Source organism: Gordonia sp. WA4-43 (genome assembly GCF_020520305.1).
Taxonomy (GTDB): domain Bacteria; phylum Actinomycetota; class Actinomycetes; order Mycobacteriales; family Mycobacteriaceae; genus Gordonia; species Gordonia hongkongensis.
Genome location: NZ_CP084736.1, coordinates 90,038 through 114,144, shown reverse-complemented (window position 1 = coordinate 114,144; position 24,107 = coordinate 90,038). Strand labels below are relative to the sequence as shown.

15 protein-coding genes and 1 pseudogene are annotated in these 24,107 nt (G+C 68.2%); 5 read left to right on the top strand and 11 right to left on the bottom strand.

What is annotated here, in order from left to right; translation table 11 throughout:
* Positions 1-162 precede the first annotated feature (162 nt).
* A complete protein-coding gene (locus tag LEL84_RS00465; RefSeq protein WP_226513051.1) occupies positions 163-1,428 on the top strand; it encodes a TetR/AcrR family transcriptional regulator in 1,266 nt (421 codons plus the stop codon).
* Between the two features lie 19 nt (positions 1,429-1,447).
* Positions 1,448-4,051 carry an aminopeptidase N gene (gene pepN, locus LEL84_RS00460; RefSeq protein ID WP_226513050.1) on the top strand — a complete coding sequence of 868 codons (2,604 nt, stop codon included), beginning with the start codon at positions 1,448-1,450 and terminating at the stop codon, positions 4,049-4,051.
* 18 nt (positions 4,052-4,069) lie between these two features.
* Here the strand turns inward: pepN and LEL84_RS00455 are convergent, their stop codons facing one another.
* Entirely contained in the window at positions 4,070-4,750 is a 681-nt protein-coding gene (locus LEL84_RS00455; RefSeq protein WP_226513049.1) for a response regulator, read from the bottom strand.
* On the bottom strand, positions 4,747-6,306 hold the full coding sequence (locus tag LEL84_RS00450; RefSeq protein WP_226513048.1) for an ATP-binding protein: 1,560 nt from the start codon (positions 6,304-6,306) through the stop codon (positions 4,747-4,749). The genes LEL84_RS00455 and LEL84_RS00450 overlap by 4 nt, the downstream gene beginning before the upstream one ends.
* Before the next feature lie 143 nt (positions 6,307-6,449).
* On the opposite strand from LEL84_RS00450, the gene LEL84_RS00445 reads away from it, so the two are divergent.
* Complete coding sequence (locus LEL84_RS00445) at positions 6,450-7,883, top strand: cation:dicarboxylate symporter family transporter (protein WP_226513047.1); 1,434 nt, start codon at positions 6,450-6,452, stop codon at positions 7,881-7,883.
* Positions 7,884-7,956: 73 nt separating this feature from the next.
* Here LEL84_RS00445 and LEL84_RS00440 read toward each other — a convergent pair whose 3' ends face one another.
* The 3 genes from LEL84_RS00440 to LEL84_RS00430 form a co-directional block, all read right to left on the bottom strand.
* On the bottom strand, positions 7,957-8,451 hold the full coding sequence (locus tag LEL84_RS00440) for a DUF5130 family protein (protein ID WP_171011575.1): 495 nt from the start codon (positions 8,449-8,451) through the stop codon (positions 7,957-7,959).
* Complete coding sequence (locus LEL84_RS00435; protein ID WP_058250036.1) at positions 8,438-8,692, bottom strand: hypothetical protein; 255 nt, start codon at positions 8,690-8,692, stop codon at positions 8,438-8,440. The genes LEL84_RS00440 and LEL84_RS00435 overlap by 14 nt, the downstream gene beginning before the upstream one ends.
* Before the next feature lie 149 nt (positions 8,693-8,841).
* On the bottom strand, positions 8,842-9,468 hold the full coding sequence (locus tag LEL84_RS00430; RefSeq protein WP_226513046.1) for an HNH endonuclease: 627 nt from the start codon (positions 9,466-9,468) through the stop codon (positions 8,842-8,844).
* Positions 9,469-9,601: 133 nt separating this feature from the next.
* Between LEL84_RS00430 and LEL84_RS00425 the strand changes: the two genes are divergently transcribed.
* Both LEL84_RS00425 and LEL84_RS00420 read left to right on the top strand, forming a co-directional pair.
* Positions 9,602-10,048: a globin gene (locus tag LEL84_RS00425; RefSeq protein WP_226513045.1), complete on the top strand. Its 447-nt coding sequence runs from the start codon at positions 9,602-9,604 to the stop codon at positions 10,046-10,048.
* A 77-nt stretch (positions 10,049-10,125) separates the two neighbouring features.
* Complete coding sequence (locus tag LEL84_RS00420; protein ID WP_226513044.1) at positions 10,126-11,916, top strand: glycoside hydrolase family 13 protein; 1,791 nt, start codon at positions 10,126-10,128, stop codon at positions 11,914-11,916.
* Positions 11,917-12,006: 90 nt separating this feature from the next.
* Here LEL84_RS00420 and LEL84_RS00415 read toward each other — a convergent pair whose 3' ends face one another.
* The 6 genes and pseudogenes from LEL84_RS00415 to ettA all read right to left on the bottom strand — a co-directional run bounded on the left by LEL84_RS00415 (position 12,007) and on the right by ettA (position 23,928).
* On the bottom strand, positions 12,007-13,710 hold the full coding sequence (locus LEL84_RS00415; RefSeq protein WP_068972481.1) for an HNH endonuclease signature motif containing protein: 1,704 nt from the start codon (positions 13,708-13,710) through the stop codon (positions 12,007-12,009).
* Positions 13,711-13,899: 189 nt separating this feature from the next.
* Entirely contained in the window at positions 13,900-14,589 is a 690-nt protein-coding gene (locus LEL84_RS00410) for a hypothetical protein (RefSeq protein WP_226513043.1), read from the bottom strand.
* Positions 14,589-15,077 (bottom strand): acyl-CoA thioesterase, encoded by a 489-nt coding sequence (locus tag LEL84_RS00405; protein ID WP_226513042.1) that lies wholly within the window; start codon positions 15,075-15,077, stop codon positions 14,589-14,591. The genes LEL84_RS00410 and LEL84_RS00405 overlap by 1 nt, the downstream gene beginning before the upstream one ends.
* A 73-nt stretch (positions 15,078-15,150) precedes the next feature.
* On the bottom strand, positions 15,151-17,412 hold the full coding sequence (locus LEL84_RS00400; protein ID WP_226513041.1) for a molybdopterin-dependent oxidoreductase: 2,262 nt from the start codon (positions 17,410-17,412) through the stop codon (positions 15,151-15,153).
* A gap of 68 nt (positions 17,413-17,480) precedes the next feature.
* Positions 17,481-22,214: pseudogene (locus tag LEL84_RS00395) on the bottom strand (NAD-glutamate dehydrogenase).
* Positions 22,215-22,254: 40 nt separating this feature from the next.
* Positions 22,255-23,928 (bottom strand): energy-dependent translational throttle protein EttA, encoded by a 1,674-nt coding sequence (gene ettA / locus LEL84_RS00390; protein WP_065629023.1) that lies wholly within the window; start codon positions 23,926-23,928, stop codon positions 22,255-22,257.
* Between the last annotated feature and the right edge of the window lie 179 nt (positions 23,929-24,107).

Below are 24,107 nucleotides of genomic sequence, written 5' to 3'. Positions count from 1 at the left end.
GTGCCGCCGACGATCGGCCGGTGGCGCCGTCGGACGGCTCAACACCCCGGCGGTTCGAACTGTTCCCGATGCGCGGAGCAGTCGCCGGCGCTGTGGATTCGCGGGGCCCGGTCCGGGCACGGTGTGAGATGGTGCAAGAACCGCCGAGGAAGAGGACCCGGGATGCCGTCGTCGCCACCGTCCGATCCGGACGAACCCGCCCGGGTGGTCGCGCGTCTCCGGCCGCTCGAACCCCGATCTCTCGGACAGCGCTCGGCACAGATCGTCCGGGCCGCCACAAGACTGTTCCAGGACGCGGGATTCCGAAACGTCAGCATCGAGCAGATCGGCGCCGCGGTCGGTCTCACCGGGCCGGCGGTGTACCGACATTTCCCCGGCAAACACGACATCCTCTCGCAAGCGCTGACGACGCAGGTGGAGCTCGTCGCGACACTCATGGCCGACGCCGAGGAGCACGGCCGCTCGCCGGTCGAGCAGCTCGCACTTCTGCTCGACGGGCTCGGTGACCTCACCGCCCATCGGGACGTGTCGACGCTGTGGCGTCGCGAGCAACGCCATCTGCAGCCGGCCGAACTCGATGTGATGAGAAGCTATTTCGGCCAGCTGAGCGAACACTTCGCCTCACTCATCGCCGCGGCGCGTCCCGACGTCGTGCCGTCGGAGGCGGCGATGCTGGGTGCCGCTGCACTCAGCGTGTACTCCAACACCTCCGAGATGCGGGGCTCGTTGTCGCCCGCCCGCCTCATGGAGGTCCAGCGCGCCGTGGCGGACTCCATCCTCGCGTGCCGGCTGCCGGGGCCACCGGAGCCGGACCCCGATGCCGAGCGCGCACCCGCGCACCGTCGCCCCGCCTCCCGTCGCGAGCGCATTCTCGACGCCGCCACCCAGTTGTTCTCCGAGCGGGGCTTCACCGACGTCCGCATCGACGAGATCGCCCGTACCGCCGATGTCTCGATCGCGACGCTCTATCAGGAGGTCTCTGGCAAATCCGATCTCCTGCGGGCGGTGCTGTGGCGCGGTGTGCAGGGCATCCTCTACGTCACCGCCCATGCGTTGAGCCGCGCCGGTTCCGACGACCCGCTCGACGTGCTCATCCGCGTCTTCGTCGAGTACGCACTCGACGTCCACGGCCGCATCATGCCCGTCTTCACCAGCGACCTCATGTATCTCCCGGACACCGAGCAGACGCAGCTCCGGAACGCGCAGATGGATTACCGGGCCGAATGGATCGACGCGATCCGGTCCCGTAACCCACTGCTGACCGCGGCCGACGCGAATGCGCTCGCCCAGGCGTTGTTCGGCTACACGTGCGAGATCATCGAGTCGCCGCAGCTGTGGTCCCGGCCCGGGGTCGCCGCCGAACTCGAGACGATCGCACGGGCGATCCTGAACCCCGCCGGACTGCGTGGAGCACCGCCGGAGTCCTGACCTGGATAAGCTGGCCTGCGTGACTGCTCCGAACCTCACCAGAGACCAGGCCCGCGACCGCGCAGCGATTCTCGACGTGTCGAACTACCAGATCGACCTCGACCTCACCGACGGTTCCGGGGCGCCCGGGACCGAGACCTTCCGCTCGACGACGACGGTGCGGTTCACCGCGACGGAGGGCAGCGAGACGTTCGTCGATCTCGTGGCACCCACGCTGATCTCGGCCACCCTCAACGGAGCCGACCTCGACGTCTCCGGTTTCGACGAATCAGTGGGTATCCCGCTGTCGGGCCTCGCCGCCGAGAACACGCTCACCGTGGTCGCCGACTGCGCGTACTCCAACACCGGCGAAGGATTGCACCGGTTCGTCGACCAGTCCGACGACTCGGTGTACCTGTACTCACAGTTCGAGACGGCCGACGCCAAGCGGATGTTCGCTTGCTTCGATCAGCCCGATCTCAAAGCGACCTACACGGTGACCGTCACCGCTCCCGCGGACTGGAAGGTCATCTCCAACGCCGCGCACGCGGAGGCTCCTGGCGAACCGGACGGCTCCACATCCGCTGTGGTGCACCGCTTCCGGGAAACAGTACCGATGAGCACCTATCTGGTCGCGCTCATCGCGGGGCCGTATGCGGAGTGGACCGACGTCTACTCCGACGAGCACGGCGACATCCCGCTCGGCATCTACTGCCGCGCATCGCTCGCCGAGCACATGGACGCCGAGCGCCTGTTCACCGAGACCAAACAGGGCTTCGGCTTCTACCACCAGAACTTCGGGATCCCGTACGCCTTCGGCAAATACGACCAGCTGTTCGTCCCCGAGTTCAACGCCGGCGCGATGGAGAACGCCGGCGCCGTGACCTTCCTCGAGGACTACGTCTTCCGGTCCCGCGTGACCAAGTACCTCTACGAGCGCCGCGCCGAGACCGTCCTGCACGAGATGGCCCACATGTGGTTCGGCGACCTGGTCACCATGCAGTGGTGGGATGATCTGTGGCTCAACGAGTCGTTCGCGACCTTCGCGTCCGTGCTGTGCCAGGCCGAGGCGACCGAATACGCCAGCGCCTGGACGACATTCGCCAACGTCGAGAAGTCCTGGGCCTACCGGCAGGACCAGCTGCCCTCGACCCACCCGGTCGCGGCCGACATCCCCGACATCGCGGCCGTCGAGGTCAACTTCGACGGCATCACCTACGCCAAGGGCGCGTCGGTCCTCAAGCAGCTCGTCGCGTACGTGGGTCTCGAGGACTTCCTCGCCGGGTTGCGCAGCTACTTCGCCGCGCACCAGTTCGGCAACGCCACCTTCGCCGATCTCCTCGGCGCATTGGAGAAGTCGTCGGGCCGGGACCTGTCGGACTGGGGCGACCAGTGGTTGCGCACCACGGGCATCAACGTCATCCGGCCCGACTTCGAGGTCGACGACTCCGGCGCCTTCACGCGGTTCACCATCGTCCAGGACGGCGCCGCCCCGGGCGCCGGCGAGACCCGGGTACACCGACTGCGCGTCGGTGTCTACGCCGACAACGGATCCGGTGCCATCGAGCAGACGCACAGTGTGGAACTCGACATCGAGGGCGAGCGCACCGACGTCGCCGACCTCGTCGGTGTGCATCGTGGAGATCTGGTGCTGCTCAACGACGGTGACCTCACCTACGCCTCGGTTCGGCTCGATCCGGAGTCGCTGGCGACGGCGACCGCCCGGATCGGCGACATCAGCGATCCGATGCCGCGCACCCTGGTCTGGTCGGCGGCGTGGGAGATGACCCGTCAGGCCGAGATGCGTGCCCGTGACTTCGTCGAACTCGTTCGGCAGGGCATCGCCGGAGAGTCGGAAATCGGTGTGGTGCAACGAGTTCTGCTGCAGGCGACGACCGCCATCGAATCCTATGCCGACCCGGAGTGGGCGGCCACCACGGGCCGTCCCGGATTCAGCTCGCGCATGCTCGAACTCGCCAGCGCGGCCGAGCCGGGTTCCGACCATCAGCTGGCGTTCGTCAACACCTGGCTCGGCGGCCGGATCAACGACGACCAGACCGAGGTGGCCCGGGCGCTGCTCGAGGGCGCGGATCCCGCCGACCACGGGCTCGAGGGTCTCGCCGTCGACACGGACCTGCGGTGGAAGCTGGTGACCGCGCTGGCCACCGCCGGGGCGATCGACACCGATCCGGAGTCGACCCCGGTCATCGACGCCGAGGCCGAGCGGGACAACACCGCCACCGGCACGCGTTCGGCGGCGCTGGCGCGGGCGGCGCGTCCGCTGGCAGAGGCCAAGGCGGACACCTGGACTCGCGCCATCGAGGACGACGCGCTGTCGAACGTGTACACCCGCACCATGATCGGCGGATTCGCCCGTCCCGGCCAGGGCGAACTCCTCGAGCCCTACGTGGAGAAGTACTTCGAGGCGGTTCCGAAGGTGTGGGCACGCCGGTCGAGCGAGGTCGCGCAGACCGTCGTCATCGGCCTGTACCCGAGTTGGGCGATGTCGCAGCAGGCCCTCGACCTCGCCGAGGACTTCCTGTCCGGGGACCATCCGTCCGCGCTGAAGCGGCTGATCTCCGAGGGCCGCGACGGCGTGGCCCGCTCGCTGCGGGCGCGCGCCTACGACGCGCAGGAGAGCTGAACCCCGCGGACGCCGGGTTCAGCGCCGTCGCCACCGGTAGCGCACCTGCGGGCGGCCCGCCGAGCCGTACTCGGTATCGCGTTCGAGTACGTGGTCGTCGGCGAGCCGCTCGAGGTAGCGCCAGGCGGTGACCCGCGACGATCCGAGGGCGCGCGCCACTTCCGAGGCGGTCAGCCCGTCGGGGCTGTCACGGACCGCCCTGCTGACCGCGTCCTCGGTCTGCGGCGCCGCACCCTTCTTCGCCGATCGACGGGTGTCGCTCGTGCGCAGCTCGGCGAGCGCCCGGTCGACGTCGCGCTGACTGACCGCGTCGGCGTCGCCGGTGAGGGCTTCGCGGTAGCGCAGGTACTGCTCGATCTTCTCCCGGAACGCGGCGAAGGTGAAGGGTTTCAGCAGGTAGAGCAGCACCCCGCGCGACATGGCGCTCCGGACGGTGGCGAGGTCACGCTGGGCGGTGATCGCGATGACGTCGGGCGCCGGGCGGACACCCGACAGCGCCGACGCGAGGTCCACGCCACGTGCGTCGGGCAGACCCAGGTCGAGCAGCACCAGGTCCACCGGTCCGGCGGTGGCCATCCGCAGCGCCTCCTGCGCGGTGGACACGGCACCGACGACCTCGAATCCGCCCAGCCGGAAGAGATAATCGCGATGCGCCTCGGCGATCACGGGTTCGTCCTCGACGATCAGGACGCGGATCATCGTCCGCGCTCTCCCGCGTCGGCGCGCACGCGTACCGAGATGACCGAGCCGTAGGTGTTCTCGGCGCTCATCGTCCCGTGCCGACGGGCGACGACCTGGGCGACGAGGGCGAGACCGAGGCCGCGCCCGGCGGCGTCACCTCCGGGCTTCGTCGAGTAACCCCGAGTTGTCGCCAGGGCGAGCAGGTCGGCATCCATGCCGCTGCCGCTGTCGGCGACGACGATGTCGAGTACGCGGTCGTCCCCGACGACCGTCACCTCCACCCACGGGTCCGCGGGGTCGCAGGCGTCCAGGGCGTTGTCGATCAGGTTGCCCACGACCGTGATCATCTCACCGGGCGTGAGGAGCCCGGTGGCGGCGTCACTCACCTGCGAATCCTCGGTCAGGGACAGCGCAATCCCGCGTTCGGCCGCCTGCGCCGTCTTCCCCAGCAGGAGGGCGACCAGCGCGGGCTCGGCCACCGCCTGGGTCATCCGGTCGATGAGGTGCTGGGAGAGCTCGAACTCGGTCGTCGCCAGCCGGATCGCCTCGTCGGGCCGGCCCATCTCCACGAGGGCGACGATCGTGTGCAACCGGTTGGCGGCCTCGTGCGCCTGCGATCGGAGGGCCTCGGCGAACCGCGTCATGGAGTCGAGTTCGCCCATCGCCTCCGAGAGCTCGGTGCGGTCACGGATGGTGACCACCGACGACGCGCGCCGGCCGGCCACCGGGGAACGACTCACCAGCAGTCCCCGGCCGCGGTCGGCGTAGGTCACGTCCGTCTCCTCGTCGCCGTCGGTGAGGAAGGCGGGCAGGTCCGCGGGGGCCGTGTCGGGTCCGATCTCGAGCAGGCGGTGCGCCTCGGCGTTGACGAGCGCCGGTCGTCCGTTTTCTACGACGACCAATCCTTCGCGTACGGAACGCAACACGGCATCGTGATGGTCGTACATCAGTCGTAACTCGTCGGGTGCGAGCCCGCCGGTCTGCCGCAGCAACCGTCGCCGGATCCGCCACACGCCGCCGACCGCGGTGAGCAGTGCCGCGAACGCGGCGAGGGCGATCATCGGCAACTGGCCACGCCACGCCGACGTCAGCGAGCGCTGGGTGATCCCGGCGGCGACCATCCCCACCACCCGGCCGTCGGCATCACGGACGGGGACGATCGTCCGGATCGACGGGCCCAGCGTGCCGGTGTAGTTCTCGGTCATGGTCTGCCCGCGCAGTGCCGCGTCGATGCTCCCCAGATACGGTTCGCCGATCCGCGCCGGGTCGGTGTGGGTGTAGCGGGTCCGGTCGGGCGCCAGCACGGTGATGAACGCGATCCCGGTTGCCGCGCGCACCCGCTCGGTGACCGGCTGCAGCACCGCGCTGGGATCCGGAGATGTGAGGGCGGCGACGGTCGACGGCGACTCCGCCAGGCTGACGGCCACCGCTGTCACCTCGGCCCTCGCCGCGCGGTCCGCGTCGATGCGGGCGTCGACGGCCGCCAGAACGCTCTCGGCGACGACGACCACCGCGAAGACCGCCAGTGCGAGCGCGGCGACCTGTCCGGCGAGCGTGCGCGGGTACCACCGCATCCCTGCCGACCTCGTTCCTGTCCGAAGTGATGACTCCGGACGTGCTGGGTATGAACGTAATGAACACAATCGTGACCCGCGTCACCACATCGGGCCACAATCCTCATCACTGTTGTCCGAGGTGTACGAGGAGAGAATCACCGATGAACATTCGAGGCAGGTCCGGCGACTCACCTTCCGGGGACGGTTCCGATCCCATCGTGACCACGCCCGACGATACGGCCGACACGCCATCCAAGACCAAGCGCGACCGCACCCATTGGCTGTACATCGGTGTCATCATCGCGGTGATCGCGGGCGTCGTGGTCGGGCTCGTCGCGCCGGGCGTCGGCAAGGACCTCGGAGTGCTGGGGACCATGTTCGTCAGCCTCATCAAGATGATGATCGCCCCGGTCATCTTCTGCACGATCGTGTTGGGCATCGGCTCGGTTCGCAAGGCGGCGACGGTCGGCAAGGTCGGCGGACTCGCGTTCGTCTACTTCCTGGCTATGTCGACGGTCGCGCTGGCCATCGGCCTGGTCGTCGGCAACATCATCCAGCCGGGCGACGGCCTGAACATCGATTCGGTGTCGGGCAAGGGCCAGGAACTCGCCGAGGACGCACACGAGTCCGGCGGAACCCTCGACTTCATCCAGGGCATCATCCCGGAATCGATGCTGTCCGCGCTGACCGAGGGCAGTGTCCTGCAGGCGCTGTTCGTCGCGCTGCTCGTGGGGTTCGCGATCCAGGCGATGGGCCGCACCGGCGAACCGATCCTCACCGCGGTCTCCTACTTCCAGAAGCTCGTCTTCAAGGTGCTCACCATGGTGCTCTGGGTGGCCCCGATCGGCGCGTTCGGCGCCATCGCCAGCGTCGTGGGACAGACCGGCTGGGCCGCGGTCCAGCAGCTGCTGACGCTGATGCTCGCGTTCTATCTGACCTGCCTGGTGTTCGTGTTCGGCGTGCTCGGAGTGCTGCTGCGCACCGTGTCGGGCGTCTCGATCTTCAAACTCGTCAAGTACCTCACCCGCGAGTACATCCTGATCTTCGCGACGTCGTCCTCGGAGTCCGCGCTGCCTCGCCTGATCGCGAAGATGGAGCACCTCGGCGTGGAGAAGACCACTGTCGGCGTCGTGGTGCCGACCGGGTACTCGTTCAACCTCGACGGCACCGCCATCTACCTCACGATGGCGTCGATTTTCATCGCCGACGCGATGGGCGACCCACTGTCGGTCGGTGAGCAGATCGGCCTGCTCGCGTTCATGATCATCGCGTCCAAGGGCGCCGCCGGCGTCAGCGGTGCGGGCTTGGCCACCCTCGCCGGCGGATTGCAGGCCCATCGCCCCGACATGCTCGACGGCGTCGGCCTCATCGTCGGCATCGACCGGTTCATGTCGGAGGCCCGCGCGGTCACCAACTTCTCCGGCAACGCGGTCGCGACGCTGCTCGTCGGCTCGTGGATCAGCACCATCGACAAGCAGCGCGTCGACGACGTGCTGTCCGGCCGGGATCCGTTCGACGAGAGCAACATGGTCGACGACGAACTCGACGACGACCCCACCGCTCGCGGCGCCCACGAGAAGGTCCTCACCCACTGACGACCCGCGACGACGAAGGCCGCCCCACCGGAATGGTGGGGCGGCCTTTCGTACGTCCGGGGTGTGCGAGCGATCAGCCGCCGGCGGCGGCGGTGGCCATCACGCGCAGCGAGGCGATCAGCCCGTCGATCAGATTGCCCTGGCGGAAGCCGGTGACCGCGGCGGTGACACCGAGAGCCGCGACGCGATCGTTCACGCGGGTGGACACCTTGTTGCCGGAGACGATGACCACGTCACGCGAGTTCGGCGAGACGGCGATGAGGGTGCCGTACGCGGGCTCGGGCGATTTCGCGAGGATCGCACGGGCGCTGGTCTCCAGCTCACCGTCGAGGTCGCCGATGTAGACCGAGAAGCGCACGAGGGCCTTCTCGCTGGCGGCCTTGAGCGTCTCGTCGAGCGCGATCAGATCCTTCTTGCTGAACGGCGGCGTCGTCGGAGCGTCGGCCGGGTAGCGTGCCGCGGAAATGCGACCGCTGTTGGTGAAGACGGCGCCCAGCGGCAGTTCGGCGGCCGACCGGGCCGCGACCTCGGCGCTCACATTTGCGTGCGTAACCTCACCATTTGCCACTGGCCGAGCTCCCATCGACGTCGCCGGGTTCCGCATGCCGCGGAAGTGCCATCGGTTCGATGTCGGTGGCACTGAAGAGAAGCGGAGCGTGTTCCCACTGCTGGTCGAGGGTGTATTCCTCGACCTTCGGGTACTTGACCCCGGAGGAGAACACCATCGCGACAACACAGAGCAGAACAGCAAGCACCGTGAGAATCGTGACTGGCACTCCGATGGGGACGATCAGGCTGTCGACGTCCATGTCACCCTTTCGATGGTCGCGCCGGACCCGCCCGGTTGTCGGCGCAGGTCATCGTTGATCAATCTAACCCACTGGCCGCCGCCCGGCCCACGGGGGCCTACAGCGCGTCGTAGACGTGTGAGGCGATCCCGTGCGACCGGATCACACCGTCACGCGGCGCCGGCATCGAGGTACTGCAGCCACGCCGGATCGATGTCCTTGATGGTGGCCAGCAGACGCCAGTGCCTGCCCTTCGGCACGGTCGGGACCGTCCGCAGCGTCCACCCCAGCTCCCCGAGCAGACGATCCGCCTTCCGGTGATTGCACGAGGCACAGCACGCCACGCAGTTCTCCCAGGTGTGCGTCCCGCCCCGACTCCGCGGGACCACGTGGTCGATCGTCGTCGCCCGCGCACCGCAGTAGCCGCACCTGGTCAGGTCACGACGCATCAGAGCGGCCCGGGTCATCGGCACGGTCGCCCGGTACGGCACGTGGACGTATCTGCGGAGCCGGATCACGGTCGGAACCGGGACCGCGCCACCCACGGAGTGCACCGCCTCGCCCTGTTCGTCGGCGTGCACCAGATCGGCGCGATCACGGAGGATGAGGACGACCGCACGCCGGACCGTCACGGCCGTCAGCGGCTCGTACGTGGCGTTGAGGAGCAGCACCCGGCGGCGTGTCCAGGCCCCGGCGCCGGGAGCGGAGCGAGCGGGCCGAATGTCACCCGCGACGGGAGCGCAGCGAGCGGGACGGATCTGCCCGCGTCCCGTCTTCCCGTGTGATCTGTGCGTCATCTCGCCTCCCGCCACCCCGACGAGCACAAGTCCACCACGGTGACGGTTCCCGTGACAGCTGTTTCACGGTGTCCGGCCAGCTCACAGGGTCGGCCCGGCGTCGGCGTTGAGACACCGCGCCCGGGTGAGGACAATGGCGAGGGTGACTGGCGAACCCAACACATCCCCTCCGACCCCACCGGCGCCGGCAACCCCCGCGCGGACCTTCTACGACGAGGTCGGCGGTGCCGAGACGTTCCGGCGACTCACGGCTGTGTTCTATCGCGAGGTGGCGCGCGACGAGGTGCTGCGCCCGCTGTATCCCGAGGAGGACCTGGGTCCGGCCGAGCGTCGGATGCGGATGTTCCTCGAACAGTACTGGGGCGGCCCGCGAACCTACTCCGATGAGCGCGGCCACCCCCGACTCCGCATGCGTCACAACCCCTTCCGCGTCGGGCCCATCGAGCGGGACGCGTGGCTGCGCTGTATGCACACCGCGATCGCCTCCATCGACGACGACACGCTCGACGCACCCCACCGCCAGGCGCTGATCGACTACATGGAGATGGCGGCGCAATCGATGATGAATTCACCCATCTGAGAGCGTTTTCTGTCCCGACACGCCGCCCGACTCGCCGACTGACCTGGATTTCTCCGAGAAAACTCAGGTAGGGCACAATGACCACGGTGAGCGATGAGACACCAGAGGTCGTCCCCGCCGAGCCATCCGCCGGGGGTCAGCCCGACGACGTCGCGTTCGACGACGGCGCGATCGAGTCCGACGTCGATGCGCTCGAGGAGCCGGCTGCCGGCGAGGCCGTCGTCGCCGCCGACGCACCGGTCGCACCACCCGTTGTGTCGCAGCTGGATCCGGCTGACACCACGTGGTGGAAGTCCGCGGTGTTCTATCAGCTCTATCCGCGCTCGTTCTCCGATGTCAGCGGTGACGGCGTCGGCGATCTCGCCGGTGTCATCGACAAACTCGGCTATCTCGAACTCCTCGGCATCGATGCGATCTGGCTCAGTCCGATCATGGCCTCTCCCATGGCAGATCACGGTTACGACGTCTCCGATCCCCGGGACGTCGATCCCCTCTTCGGCGACCTCGACGTCTTCGACGAGCTCATCGCCGAGGCCCACGAACGCGACATCCGGGTGACGATGGACCTCGTCCCCAACCACACGAGTGACCAGCACGAGTGGTTCCAGGCCGCGCTGGCCGCGGCCCCCGGCAGTCCCGAACGCGAGCGGTACATCTTCCGGGACGGCCTCGGTGACGACGGCGACGAGCCGCCGAACAACTGGCACAGCATCTTCGGCGGACCCGCCTGGACCCGGGTCACCGAGGCCGACGGCTCGCCGGGACAGTGGTACCTGCACATCTTCGCCAAGGAGCAGCCGGACCTGAACTGGGAGAACCCGGACGTCTTCGCCGATCTCGAGAAGACGCTGCGCTTCTGGCTGGATCGGGGTGTCGACGGCTTCCGCATCGACGTCGCGCACGGCATGGCCAAACCCGCGGACCTGCCCGACATGGACCTGTCGGCGACCAAACTGCTGCAGAACTCCGACGACGACCCGCGTTTCAACAACTATGCGGTGCACGAGATCCACCGCAAGATCCGCAAGGTCCTCGACGAGTACCCCGGGGCCGCCAACGTCGGTGAGATCTGGGTCAGCGACAACGAGCGATTCGCCGAGTACCTGCGTCCCGACGAACTGCACCTCGGGTTCAACTTCCGGCTCGCCAAGGCGCCGTTCGAATCCGGTGCGATCAGGGAGGCCATCGAGAACTCACTCGACGCGGTGTTGTCGGTGTCGGGTACTCCGACGTGGACGCTGTCCAATCACGATGTCGCCCGCGAGGTCACGCGATACGCCGTCGCCGACCCGGAGACCGGGGCACTCGACCTCGAGCGCGGCACGAGGCGCGCACGAGCGATGCTCGTCGTCGAAATGGCCCTGCCCGGAACGGTTTTCCTCTACAACGGGAGCGAACTGGGACTGCCGAACGTCGACGACCTGCCCGACGACGCACTCCAGGACCCGGTGTGGGAACGGTCCGGACGCACCGAACGCGGGCGGGACGGCTGCCGCGTCCCGATCCCCTGGGAGGGGACCGAGCCGCCCTTCGGGTTCAGTGCGACGCCCGAGACCTGGCTGCCGATCCCGGAGTCGTGGCGCGCGCTCACCGTCGAGGCCCAGCTCGAGGACGTGGGGTCGATGCTGTCGCTCTACCGCGCCGCCATCGACCTGAGGGTGACCCGTCCGGAGTTCACCGGTGAGCACCTCGAGTGGTACGGCGCGCCGGAGGGATGCCTGGCGTTCCGTCGTTCCGAGGGTCAGCTGGTCTGCGCGCTGAACGCCGGCGATGAGCCGGTGCCCCTTCCGCCCGGCGAATTGCTGCTCGTCAGTTCGCCTCTCGTCGACGGGATGCTGGCGCCGGACGCAGCGGCCTGGCTGGTGTGACTGAACTCGGGCAGCCGGCCGCGGACCACGTGAGGGGCACGCAGGCACCTCACCGCCGTCGATAGCAAGCAAGACAATCGTGAAACGCTGCTAGAAGGGCGGCGGGTTGGCGTCGTTCCAGCGCTTCTCGGCGCGTTGGTGGCGTCGGAAGTCGTTGTCGCGCTGCTTGGTGAGTCGGTCGCGGGCGGGGTGATCGGGTGATCGTCTGGGGAAGAGCTTGTTGAACAGGTCGCGTCCGCTGAAGGCGTTGCCGACGAACATGTGACCGGTGGGTGTGGTGAACCAGGCGGTGCGGGACTCGTCTTGGTGGTCCTGCCAGCTGGTGAAGGTCTTGATGCGGTGATGGAAGCGGCACAGCGGTTTGAGGTTGCGCGCATCGGTCGGGCCACCGCGCCGCGGGTCGGTGTGATCGAAGGGTTCGGTGTGGTCGAGGTCGATCTGCCAGACCGGGGCGTTGCAGCCCGGGAAGGTGCAGCACAGTTCGCCGGCACGCACCAGCGCCTGCAGCTTCTTCGACGGGGTGTACCGCGTTGTCGAACTGTCTGCCTCGGGAGCCGATGCCAGTGGCGCGGCGGGGGTCGGTGCGGGATGGATGTAGGTGCGTCGCGCTTCGGCGAGGAGTTCTCGCGCGGTGTCGGCGTCGATGATGCCATGGCGGTCGAGGAACGCGGGATCGTCGTCGAGACCGATCAGGGTCGACAGGTTCACCACGATGTGAAAGGTCGCGCGCGGCGCCAGCGAGTCCGACGCCGAGTCGGTCGGCGCGGCCGGGTCATCGGCAGCGGTGTCGGGGGCTGACGGGTCGACGAAGGTGTCCGCATCCACCATCTCAGCAGCTGGTGCAGGCGGCTCGGCGGTATCCACTGTCGCTGGGTCGAAATCTGGTGCTGTGTCGGGTTCGGTTGCGGCAGGTCGACAGTCGTCGCATAGGCAGGTGATGGCGGCTTCGCCGCGCGAAAGTGCTTTGAGGGCATCGACCCGGCGATTGGCCAACTTTCGAGGGTCACCGGCGTGGACCGCGGTGGCCATCGCCGTCAGGCGGGCGTCGAACTCGGCGGCATCAGCATCGGGCAGCGTCCCGGAGATCCGGGACTGCCCCGGCGTGAACCGATCGGGGGTGACCGTCACCTTGCGGTCGGACTTCACTCGCTCCTTGCGTCGGCGGATCGCGTCGGGTGCCCACTTGGCGACGATCGAATCGACCATGGCGGTGAACCGGGCCGTCGACATCGGTGGGCGGGCGAAGATCGCTTCGGCGAGATGGGCGTCGACGGTCTGCATCTCTTCGTCGTCGGTGATGAGATCGGTGCGCTTGAGAGCGATGAGGAAGCGGCGCTTGTCGATTCGACCGCACGCCAGTGCGTGCCCGGTGAAGGAGAGTCGGTAGCGCAGTGCGTCGCCGGCCTCGATGAGGTCTTTCGCCTCGGCCGGTGTCACGGTGAGGGTGGCGCCGACTTCGGCGATGGCTTGTTCGAGACCGTTGGGCCCGAACTGCTCGTAGGGGTTCTCGCCGGCGGCCACTCGCGCTGATAGGTGCTCGAAGGCTTCGATGGAGTCGAGTTCGCCGCTGTGCGTCTCGGCGCGGCGCTGCGCGTAATCCATCTCGCGTTCATCGTGAATGAGGCTGGCAACGACCATCATTCGATGCGCGGACGCTGCCGCCAAGCCCGCGCAGTGGTTGAGGACCTCGACGAGTTCGGATGCGGAGAGTTCATGGTCGGGACGAAAGCGCGGTTCGACGGACTCCTGTGATGGGTCCACCGCCGTGGATCCGGCCCCCGCCCCCGATGACATGACACCATCGTACTCGAAAATATGTTCGAGTCAAGGCTTGATTTTTCCAAGTCCCGGACGTCCTACAAATCGAACCACGACGTACTGACAGGCCTCCGACTTCGAGATAATCGTGTCTGCGTGGCGGCCAGTGCGAATCACCATGGCTGGAGCTCAGGCGACAAGAGAGATCATCGTGAGACACACCGTTTAGTTCAGGACGGTGACCGCGAGATCGCGGTGCCGGCGCTGGTACACCGAGCCGAAGCGTGCATCGATCCGAATCCACGCCGCCGACATCCGGATTCGTACCGGTTCGTCGGCTGCGATCGCCCCGGTGTCGGAGGTCTCGGTGACCGCTCGTCCGTCCGCGTCGCGGATGAATCCCATGCCGGTCAGGGCGAAGACCGATCGCATGCTCACCGCGGCCCGCAGCGCACCCTCCTCCGACGTGACCTCGAGGACATCCTGATCGAGCAGACCCGTTGCGGGACCGTGCCCGCTCCCCTCCTCGCGCGCCACCCGGGCGCCTTCCCGAGACAGTTCGACCACGCTGCGGGCGGGTACGTCGTCGATGTGCCGGAACCCGATCGCAGCGGGAAGCGCTCCGCGCCAGGCACTGTCGAGGGAGAAGCCGGGATCGACCGCGGCGCCCGGGCCGGCCGATTCGACGGTCGCACGCAGTGTCGAAGCGTCGCACACGATGTCGGTCGGCGCGATTCGTCCGGTCACCGATCGGGTGGCGAGGACGTCGAACCCGGTATGTGCCCACAAGGCCACCAGACCGTCCGAACGCGCGACCACCCGGACGACGGCGGCATCGTCGAGACGTACTGCGTGCGAGAGGAACGCGAGGGCGTTCGATCGGTCCGAGGACGCGAACTCGATGAACCGCTCCATCAACTCGGCCCGCCGCGTGTGGCCGATTCCCCGGCAGGGCGGCGGAATCCGGCGAGGTAGTCCTTCTGTTCCGGGGTGAGCCGGGCGATGCGCTGGGCCGCCACGTCGAAGGCGACGAGCTGCGTGCTGGCGACCACGGCGGGTCGAGAGGCGGGGTCGGCACCCGCCGCGCGCACTTCGTAGCCGACGGTGAAGTCGACGGCCCGCAGGCGTTCGACGAACATGGTGACCTCGATCGGCCCCTCGGAATGACGCAGCTGCGCTTGATATCTCACGTGTAGGTCGGCGACGAGGCAGCCGTCGCGCAGGGGCGCGGTCGGTCGGCCGTCGTAGAAGAGCCAGGGAATGCGCGCCTCTTCGAGCAACGTCACCATCCGGGCGTGGTTGATGTGCGCGTAGACATCCATGTCCGACCAGCGCACCGGCACCTTGACCAGGTATCCGTCAGCGGTCGTGGTCCCGGCGTCCTCGTTGAGCACGTGCGTCATCCCCTGTCTGATCGGCGTCGGCGTGCAGCCCTGGCGGCCACCCCGGCCCAACCCTACGCACTACCCGCCCCGGTCAAGCAGGCGCGATCTCCACCGGCAGACCGTTGAGGACGACGGTCCCCGAGAGCGGGTCGAGCAGGGCGCCGTCGTTCAGGTCGTTCACGTTCACACCCGGCTCGGCGGCGGCGACGCCCAGTCTGATGCCCTCGACATCATGGCCCCACCCGTGCGGCAGCGACGCGACCCCGGGTCGGATGTCGGTGGTGATCTCGACGGGCACGGTCAGCGAACCACCCGCACCACGGACCTTGGCGACATCGAAGATGCCGAGTCGGTCGGCATCGTCAGGATGCATGAGCAGGGTGCAGCGATTGGTGCCGCCGGTGAGGGCCGGGAGATTGTGCATCCAGCTGTTGTTGGACCGCAGGTGGCGGCGGCCGACCAGCAGCAGGCTGCCGTCGGCGGCCGGCGCCGGGTCGCGCCCGGCGTCCACCGCTGCACTCAGGCGCGCGAGGTCGCCGATGAGCGGGTCGGGAGCGAGTTCGATCTTGCCGGACGCCGTGCGGAGCACCCCGGGCAGGCGCGGCCGCATCGGCCCCAGATCGATACCGTGTGGCGCGGCCAGCACATCCGCGAACGTGAGGCCGTCGCGGGAGCCGAAGGCGTCGCCGTACGCCCCGAGGCGGAACAGCATGTCCAGACGACGCTGGTGCCCGGGCGCGTCGGGCAACATCGCGACGAGCGAGGCGACGTCACGGCCGGCGACGGGCGAATAGGGGTCGGTGACCTCCTTCGACAGCGTGGCCGCGATGACCTGTTCGTCGACGAGCCCCGGGTCGGCGTCGACCCCGGCCCCGGACAGGCCCAGGATCAGCCGGCAGACGATCTCGATCTCGTCGGGACGGCCCACCGGGAGCGGCAACACGGGCGGCGAGTAGCGGGCGGTGGCCCGGACCGCCAGGTTGTTCAGGATGGCGTCGAAATGCGGACTCTGCGATGGGCGCGGCGGCGGCAGCACGACGTGTGCGTGCCGCGTCGTCTCGTTCAGATAGGGGTCGACGCAGACCACGAACTGTGCGTCGTGGAGTGCGCGTCCCAGTCGTGCACCGTTGGGTGCGGACAGGACGGGGTTGCCCGAGACCGTCACCAGCGCCCGCAACCGCCCCTCGCCGGGCGTCTCGAACTCCTCGGCCATCGCGACGGCGGGGAGCTCTCCGCCGACCTCCGCGTGACCGGAGACCCGGCTGCGCCACCGCCCGGTACGGAACCCCCGGCCCGCACGGGCCGGGCGGGGCGACGGAGCGGTCGGTGCGAGCGGGAACATCACTCCCCCGGGCCGGTCGAAGTTGCCGGTGAGGATGTTCACCACGTCGATGAGCCAACTGCCGATGGTCCCGAATTGCACTGTGGTGGTGCCCATCCGGCCGTAGACGGCGGTCGATTCCGCCGCGGCGATCGACCGGGTGAGTGCCCGGATGTCGGCGGCCGCCACACCACAGAACGACGCCACCCGTTCGGGAGTGAACTCGCGCATCTCGTCGCGCAGCGCCTCCACACCGAGGACATGCGCGGCGATCCCGCCGAGGTCGTCGGCCACGAGATCCTCGTCGAACAGGCACTGCACCACCGCGCACAGCAGCGCCGCATCCGTTCCGGGCCGCGGCGCGATGTGGGTGTCCCCGAGCTTCGCCGTGCGGGTGCGAGCCGGGTCGATGACGGTCAGGCGGCCGCCCCGGCGGCGCAGCGCGGTCAGTTTTCCGGGGAAGTCGGCGGCGGTGGTCACACTGCCGTTGGAGACCACCGGGTTCGCTCCGATGATCACGAGATGATCGGTGCGGTCGAGGTCCGGGACGGCGAAGGTCCCGGCATGACCGACGAGGTAACCGGTGGCCGCCTGCTTCGGCATCTGGTCGAGGGTGCTGGCGCTGAACACGTTGCGGGTACCGAGTGCCCGGATGAGCAAGGGCGCGTACATCGTGCCGGCGACGGTGTGCGCGGACGGATTGCCGAGGTAGAAGCCGATCGACTCGCCGCCGGAGGTCGAGATCACCTCGCGCAGCCCGTCGACCGCAGCGGTGAGCGCTGTGTCCCAATCGGTTTCGATGAGCCGACCATCGCGCCGGATGAGCGGACGGTCGAGGCGATCGGGATCGTTGTCGAGCTGGGCGAAACTCGCACCCTTCGGACACAGGTAGCCGGCACTGAACACGTCGTCGGCGTCACCGCGCGCGGCGGTGACGATCTCGCCGCCGATCGCGCGGTCCCGGCCGATGGTGAGGGTCAGACCGCAGGTGGCCTCGCAGAGCGGGCAGATGCGCGGTGCGGTTCGGGTCATGTGCTCAGGCTAGGCGCTCGGCACACCTGACCGCGATGGATTCGACGACGGCAGCCGTCGCCTGCGCATCAGCGGATCACGCTCCGCAGCTGCCGGGCCGCGACGGAGAGCGTGGCCAGATCCGCGGTCCCCGTCTCCTCGATCTCCCGGAGCACGCTACGTACCCGGCTCAGCCGGTTCGACCGCGAGGACTCCCACTCGGCGATCTTGTCGGCCGTGCTCTCGCCGGGTTCGCTGACCTCCAGGATCCGCAGGGTCAGCGCACGGAGCGCACCGTGCATGTCGTCACGCACGGCCAACCGGGCCAGCGCATGCCATCGATCGCCGAATTCGAGTCCCGACACCGCCGTGAGCAGCTGTTCGAGACCGAAGTGCTCCATCACCCCGAAGTAGAGGTCGCCGACCTCGCCGGCGTCCCGGTCGGCGATCTCGGCCGCGTCGATGATGTCGAGCAGACAGAAGCGGTGCAGGCTAGCCGCGACGCTGTGGGCGAGGTCCTCGGGAACGCCGTGCTCGATGTAGGTGTCGGCGCGCTCGGCGACATCGCGTGCCGAGCTCGGCCCGTACCAGTCGTCGATGACCTCGGACAGTGCTGCCACCCGCTCGCCGTAACGGGTGATCTCGGCGGCCATGGCCAATGGTTGCGGCCGGAAGGCGAGCAACCACCGCGAGGCGCGGAACAGCAGACGGCGCGCGTACAGCATCATCTCGTCGACGGCCTCGACCGGAGCCGGTGCATGCCGGATGCCCTCGAACACCTCGTTCATGCCGAACACCTTGTTGGACACCACATACGCGCGGACGCCCTCCTCGGTACTGCAGCTGCTCCCCTCGCTCAACCGGAACAGGTGGGTCATCCCGGCGTGGTCGATCACGTCGTTGACGAGGGTCGTCGCCACGATCTGACGCCGCAACCGGTGTCCGCTGATCGCGTCGGAATACTCGGTGCGCACCGCGTCCGGGAAATAGCGCGCGACGCGGGGTGCGAACACGTCGTTGTCGGGGAGGTCGGTGGCGAGCAGGTCGGATTTGGACTCGAGCTTGACGTGCGCCATGAGCGTCGCGAACTCGGGCGACGTGAGACCGCGGTGGAGCTCACCGCCGACCCGCTTGCGCAGCTCGCGCGGCTCGGGCAGTGCTTCCAGGCGTAGGTCGACGCCCCGTTTGGCGGCGAGGTGTTCGAGCATCCGGGCGTGCACCTCCACCCGCAGCAGCTCGAATGTGCGGCAGAATCCGAGCTCGGAGTTCTGCGAGATGTTGTCGGCGAGAACGAGTTCGGCCACCTCGTCGGTCATCGACTCCAGCAGGGGGTCGCGTTCGTCGGCGTCGAGGTCGCCCGCCGAGACCGCCGCGTCGAGCAGGATCTTGATGTTCACCTCGTGGTCGGAACAGTCGACCCCGGCCGAGTTGTCGAGGGCATCGGTGTTGATCCGACCCCCGGCGAGGTCGAACTCGATGCGCCCGCGTTCGGTGACCCCGAGGTTGCCGCCCTCCCCGATCACCTTGGCACGCAACTCGTTTCCGTCGACGCGGATCGCGTCGTTGGACTTGTCGCCGACACTCGCATGTGATTCGGTCGACGCCTTCACGTAGGTCCCGATGCCGCCGTTCCACAGGAGGTCGACCGGAGCGAGCAGGATCGCGCGTATCAATTCGGGTGGTGAGAGTTCTGTCGTGCCGTCTTCCATGCCCAGCGCGTCCACCATCTCAGGGGTGATCGGGATCGACTTGCGGTCGCGCTCCCACACCCCGCCGCCGGCACTGATGAGGTCGGTGTCGTAGTCCGCCCACGACGACCGCGGTAGGCCGAACAACCGCTTCCGCTCGGTGAACGACGCCGCCGCCTCCGGATCGGGGTCGACGAAGATGTGCCGGTGATCGAACGCGGCGACGAGCCGGATGTGCTCGCTGAGCAGCATGCCGTTGCCGAACACGTCGCCGCTCATGTCGCCGATCCCGACGACGGTGAAGTCCTGCGACTGTGTGTCGGTCCCCATCTCGCGGAAATGCCGCTTGACCGACTCCCACGCGCCCCGGGCAGTGATACCCATGGCCTTGTGGTCGTATCCGGCCGACCCGCCGGAGGCGAAGGCGTCGCCGAGCCAGAACCCGTACGACTTCGACACGTCGTTGGCGATGTCGGAGAACGAGGCGGTGCCCTTGTCGGCCGCCACCACCAGGTAGGTGTCGTCGGAGTCGAGCCGGACGACCCCGCGGGCGGGGATGACCTCACCGGTCGCGAGGTCGATGTTGTCGGTCACGTCGAGCAGGCCGGCGATGAACTGCCGGTAGCACACGATCCCTTCCTCCCGCTGCGCCTCCCGGTCCCGCGCGGCGTCACCGGTCGGCGGCGGCGGCCGTTTGACCACGAAACCGCCCTTGGCGCCGAGCGGCACGATCACCGCGTTCTTCACCGCCTGCGCCTTGACCAGGCCGAGGATCTCGGTGCGGAAATCCTCCCGGCGGTCCGACCATCGCAGGCCGCCACGGGCGACCGAGCCGAATCGGAGGTGCACCCCCTCCACGCGCGGTGAGTAGACGAAGATCTCGTGCAGCGGACGGGGTTCAGGGGTCTGCGGGATGTCGCGCGGACGGAGTTTGAACGAGATGACCGGACAGTGATCGGAGTCCGACGACCCGCCGTCGACGAAGTAGTTCGTGCGGTCGGTCGCCGACAGCACCGCCGCGAACGCGGAGACGATGCGGTCGGCATCGAGGCTCAACACGAGTCCGATCTCCTCGTCGAGCTTGTCGCGTACCCGCTTTCGGCGCTGTTCGTCGGCGGTGTCGGGGTCGAACGACGCGACGAACAGGTCGACGAGGCCGCGGGTGATGGCGAGGTGCTGGCCGAGGACGCTGGCGACGTGGGCCGAACTGTACGAGAACCCGCATTGACGCAGGTACTACCCGTAGGCGCGCAGCATCGCCGCCGACCGCCAGTCCAGGCCCGACCTGATGACGAGTTCGTTGTAGGCGTCGACGTCCGCACCGGCGAGCCAGATCCGGCGGAACGCCTCGGTGAACCGGTCGGCGAGGTCGTCGGTGTGGTCGAGGTCGACGGTCATCCCGGCCGCGAGTTGGACGCTGAATTCGTAGGCCCAGCAGACGGTGTCGTCGAGCCGATGAATCTCGTACGGGTGCTCCTCGAGGACGTCGAGACCGAGACTGTGCAACACCGGCAGGACATCGGTCAGTGTCGCCGACGCACCGCAGAGGTACAGCGTGAAGATCCACCGGTCCGGTTCTCGCCCGTCGGTCGCCGTCTCGGCGGCGTCGAGGGTCACGTCGATCTCACCCGGTTCCAGACCCACGACGCGGATGAGGTCGGCGAGGGCCGCATGCGGCTCGCGGAGCTCCTTGTAGTCCTCCGACAACGAGGACAACTGGCGCAGCAGCACGTCCGGGCCGCCGTCGAGTGCCGGGACGTCTTCTGCGACAGCCAGTTCGCGCACCCGCTCGTCCCAACCGCGGATGGCGGCGACCAGCGCCGCCTGCACGCGTGCGTGGGCCGGTGATCCGGTGTCGACCGAGCCGAGTTCGGCCGCCGTCGTCGGGTCGATACAGACCAGCACCTGCAACAGTGCCAACGGCATCTCGCTGACACGCGCCGTGTACTCCAGCCCGGTCCCGTCCACCTCGGCGACGAGCGCGCGCTCGAGGGCGAGACGGGTGGACGTGTTGTAGCGGTCCCGGGGCAGGTAGATGAGGGCGACGGCGGTGCGTCCGTCGAAGTTGGTGCGCAGGAACAGCCGCAGCGACCGCGTCGCCACCGCGTCCAGCATCTCGGTCAGGCGGCGTTCGAGCTCGTCCTCGGTGGACGAGAACATCTCCACCAGCGGATAGTTCTGCAGCAGCTCGATCATGGACTGACCGGCGAAGGAATCCTCCTCGACGCCCGCCTGCGCGAGGACGTCGTGCACCTTGGCGCGCAGGACCGGGACGTCGAGCACCGCCTGATGATTGCCGGCGGAGGTGAGGGTACCCAGGAAACGATGCTCGCCGTCGTGTTCGCCATTCGCATCGAACGTCGGAACCTGCACGAGCACAGGGAAATTGGTGCGCTGGATGCCGGTCGCCACGAACACCCGGCTGACCCGCGGGACCAGCGGACGATCAGTCACCGACGGGAAGTCGCGGCTGACGGAGTCGGTTCGCCACACACCGAGACGGGCGGCGTCCCCGGCGGGCCCGTCCCCGCCCACCCGCACATGGCCCAGCGGGTGGAAGTGGTTGCCGGCGAACCACTCGAGCAGTGCGGCGTACTCACCACGGTCGGCGTCGGAGACTCCGGCCCCCGGCAGCGGCGCCTCGGCCATCCCGGCGGCGCACTCGGCCATCCGAGAGCGCATCGCCGACGCATCGGCGTCGACGTCGATGACCCGCGAGACGACCTCGCGGAGGTCGTCGCGCAGCGGTTCAGGATCGATGCCCGGGTGACGTGCGAGGCCGCAGACCGCGATCCAGGACTCCGGGGTCGTCTCGCCGGAGTCGACGGCGACGAGTGTGCCGTCGGGGTCCCGCTGAACGGGTATCACCGGGTGGTCCATGCGATCGACGGTGAGGTCGTGCGCCTCGACCGTGGCCAGGACGGCTTCGACGAGCATCGGCATGTCGTCGTTGACGACGAGGATCTCGACGGTGCCGCCCTCGCCCGCGGTCACTCCGACGAGCGCCTCTCCGCGGCGGCGGACCCGCGCGTCATCGAGATGTCTGCGCACCCGGTCGGCGGCCGACTCACCTGCCGACCCGTCGGTCCGCGACCTGAAGTAGTGGTCCACCGCGTCCGGAACGAGTGACGTCACATCTGCCGATGCTAGTCACCCGCGCCGGGCGGAACCGGGATTAATCGCGAGTCAGTTTGCGGTGCGTGACCCGGTGCGGGCGGGCGGCGTCGGCGCCGAGGCGATCCACTTTGTTGGCCTCGTAGGCCTCGAAGTTGCCCTCGAACCAGAACCACTGCCCCTCTTCGACGTTGCCTTCCCACGCCAGGATGTGGGTACAGGTGCGGTCGAGGAACCAGCGGTCGTGGCTGATGACCACGGCACACCCGGGGAACTGCTCCAGCGCGTTCTCCAGCGAGCCCAGGGTCTCGACGTCGAGGTCGTTGGTCGGCTCGTCGAGAAGGATCAGGTTGCCGCCCTCTTTCAGGGTGAGCGCGAGGTTCAGGCGGTTGCGCTCACCACCGGAGAGCACCTCCGAGCGCTTCTGCTGGTCAGGGCCCTTGAACCCGAAGGCGCTGACGTAGGCGCGCGAGGGCATCTCGTTCTGGCCGACCTCGATGTAGTCGAGCCCGTCGGAGACGACCTCCCACACCGTCTTCTTGGGGTCGATGTTGGCGCGGCTCTGGTCGACGTAACTCAGCTTGACCGTCTCGCCGACCTTCACCGTGCCCGAATCGGGCTGCTCGAGGCCGACGATCGTCTTGAACAGGGTCGTCTTGCCGACGCCGTTCGGACCGATCACACCGACGATGCCGTTGCGCGGCAGGGTGAACGACAGGTCCTTGATGAGAACCCGGCCCTCGAAGCCCTTGTCCAGGTGCGAGACCTCGACCACGACGTCGCCCAGGCGCGGCGGCGTCGGGATCTGGATCTCCTCGAAGTCGAGCTTGCGGGTCTTCTCCGCTTCGGCCGCCATCTCCTCGTAGCGTGCGAGGCGGGCCTTGTTCTTGGTCTGGCGGGCCTTGGCGCCGGAGCGGACCCAGGCGAGCTCTTCCTTGAGCCGCTTCTGCAGCTTCTGGTCCTTCTTGCCCTGGACCTCGAGACGCTCGGCCTTCTTCTCCAGGTAGGTCGAGTAGTTGCCCTCGTAGGGGTGCAGCTTGCCGCGGTCGACCTCACAGATCCACTGCGCGACGTGATCGAGGAAGTACCGGTCGTGGGTCACGGCCAGCACTGCTCCCGAGTAGTTCGCGAGGAACTGCTCCAGCCACAGCACCGACTCGGCGTCGAGGTGGTTGGTCGGCTCGTCGAGCAGCAGGAGGTCGGGCTTCTGCAGCAGCAGTTTGCACAGTGCGACGCGGCGACGTTCACCACCGGACAGGTGGGTGACCGGCGAATCGGCCGGCGGGCAGCGCAGCGCATCCATCGCCTGCTCGAGCTGGGAGTCGAGGTCCCAGGCGTCGTTGTTGTCCAGGTCCTCCTGGAGCTTGCCCATCTCTTCCATCAGCTCGTCGGAGTAGTCCGTCGCGAGCTGTTCGGCGATCTCGTTGAAGCGGTCGAGCTTGACCTTGATCTCACCCATGCCCTCCTCGACGTTCTCCTTGACCGTCTTCTCCTCGTTGAGGGGCGGCTCCTGCAGGAGGATGCCGACGGTTGCGTCGGGGTCGAGGAACGCCTCGCCGTTCGACGGCTGGTCCAGGCCGGCCATGATCTTCAGGATCGACGACTTGCCCGCGCCGTTGGGTCCCACGACGCCGATCTTGGCGCCCGGGTAGAAGGACATGGTGACGTCGTCGAGGATGACCTTGTCGCCGTGCGCCTTGCGAACCTTCTTCATCGTGTAGATGAACTCAGCCACGTGAAAACTCCTTCGGACCTGCTCGATGCCGTGTGATCTGTCTGCCGCGGACGCGGGGGGTGGGCGCCCGGGCGCACACACAATGGGGTCCAGCCTAGTCGCCGTCGCACGACGGGCGACGGTCCGGTGCGTCTGCGCCGGTTCGGTGCACCGTCTTTCGCGGGTTGACGCGCGGGTGG

Excerpts from the sequence above, each read along its gene's own strand:
- LEL84_RS00420 (WP_226513044.1), top strand. The coding sequence starts at position 10,126 with ATGACCACGGTGAGCGATGAGACACCAGAGGTCGTCCCCGCCGAGCCA.
- LEL84_RS00400 (WP_226513041.1), bottom strand. The coding sequence starts at position 17,412 with ATGACCCGAACCGCACCGCGCATCTGCCCGCTCTGCGAGGCCACCTGC.
- LEL84_RS00430 (WP_226513046.1), bottom strand. The coding sequence starts at position 9,468 with ATGACGCACAGATCACACGGGAAGACGGGACGCGGGCAGATCCGTCCC.
- LEL84_RS00405 (WP_226513042.1), bottom strand. The coding sequence starts at position 15,077 with ATGACGCACGTGCTCAACGAGGACGCCGGGACCACGACCGCTGACGGA.
- LEL84_RS00450 (WP_226513048.1), bottom strand. The coding sequence starts at position 6,306 with ATGCGGTGGTACCCGCGCACGCTCGCCGGACAGGTCGCCGCGCTCGCA.
- LEL84_RS00415 (WP_068972481.1), bottom strand. The coding sequence starts at position 13,710 with ATGTCATCGGGGGCGGGGGCCGGATCCACGGCGGTGGACCCATCACAG.
- LEL84_RS00465 (WP_226513051.1), top strand. The coding sequence starts at position 163 with ATGCCGTCGTCGCCACCGTCCGATCCGGACGAACCCGCCCGGGTGGTC.
- LEL84_RS00455 (WP_226513049.1), bottom strand. The coding sequence starts at position 4,750 with ATGATCCGCGTCCTGATCGTCGAGGACGAACCCGTGATCGCCGAGGCG.
- LEL84_RS00445 (WP_226513047.1), top strand. The coding sequence starts at position 6,450 with ATGAACATTCGAGGCAGGTCCGGCGACTCACCTTCCGGGGACGGTTCC.
- LEL84_RS00425 (WP_226513045.1), top strand. The coding sequence starts at position 9,602 with ATGGCGAGGGTGACTGGCGAACCCAACACATCCCCTCCGACCCCACCG.
- LEL84_RS00435 (WP_058250036.1), bottom strand. The coding sequence starts at position 8,692 with ATGGACGTCGACAGCCTGATCGTCCCCATCGGAGTGCCAGTCACGATT.
- LEL84_RS00410 (WP_226513043.1), bottom strand. The coding sequence starts at position 14,589 with ATGGAGCGGTTCATCGAGTTCGCGTCCTCGGACCGATCGAACGCCCTC.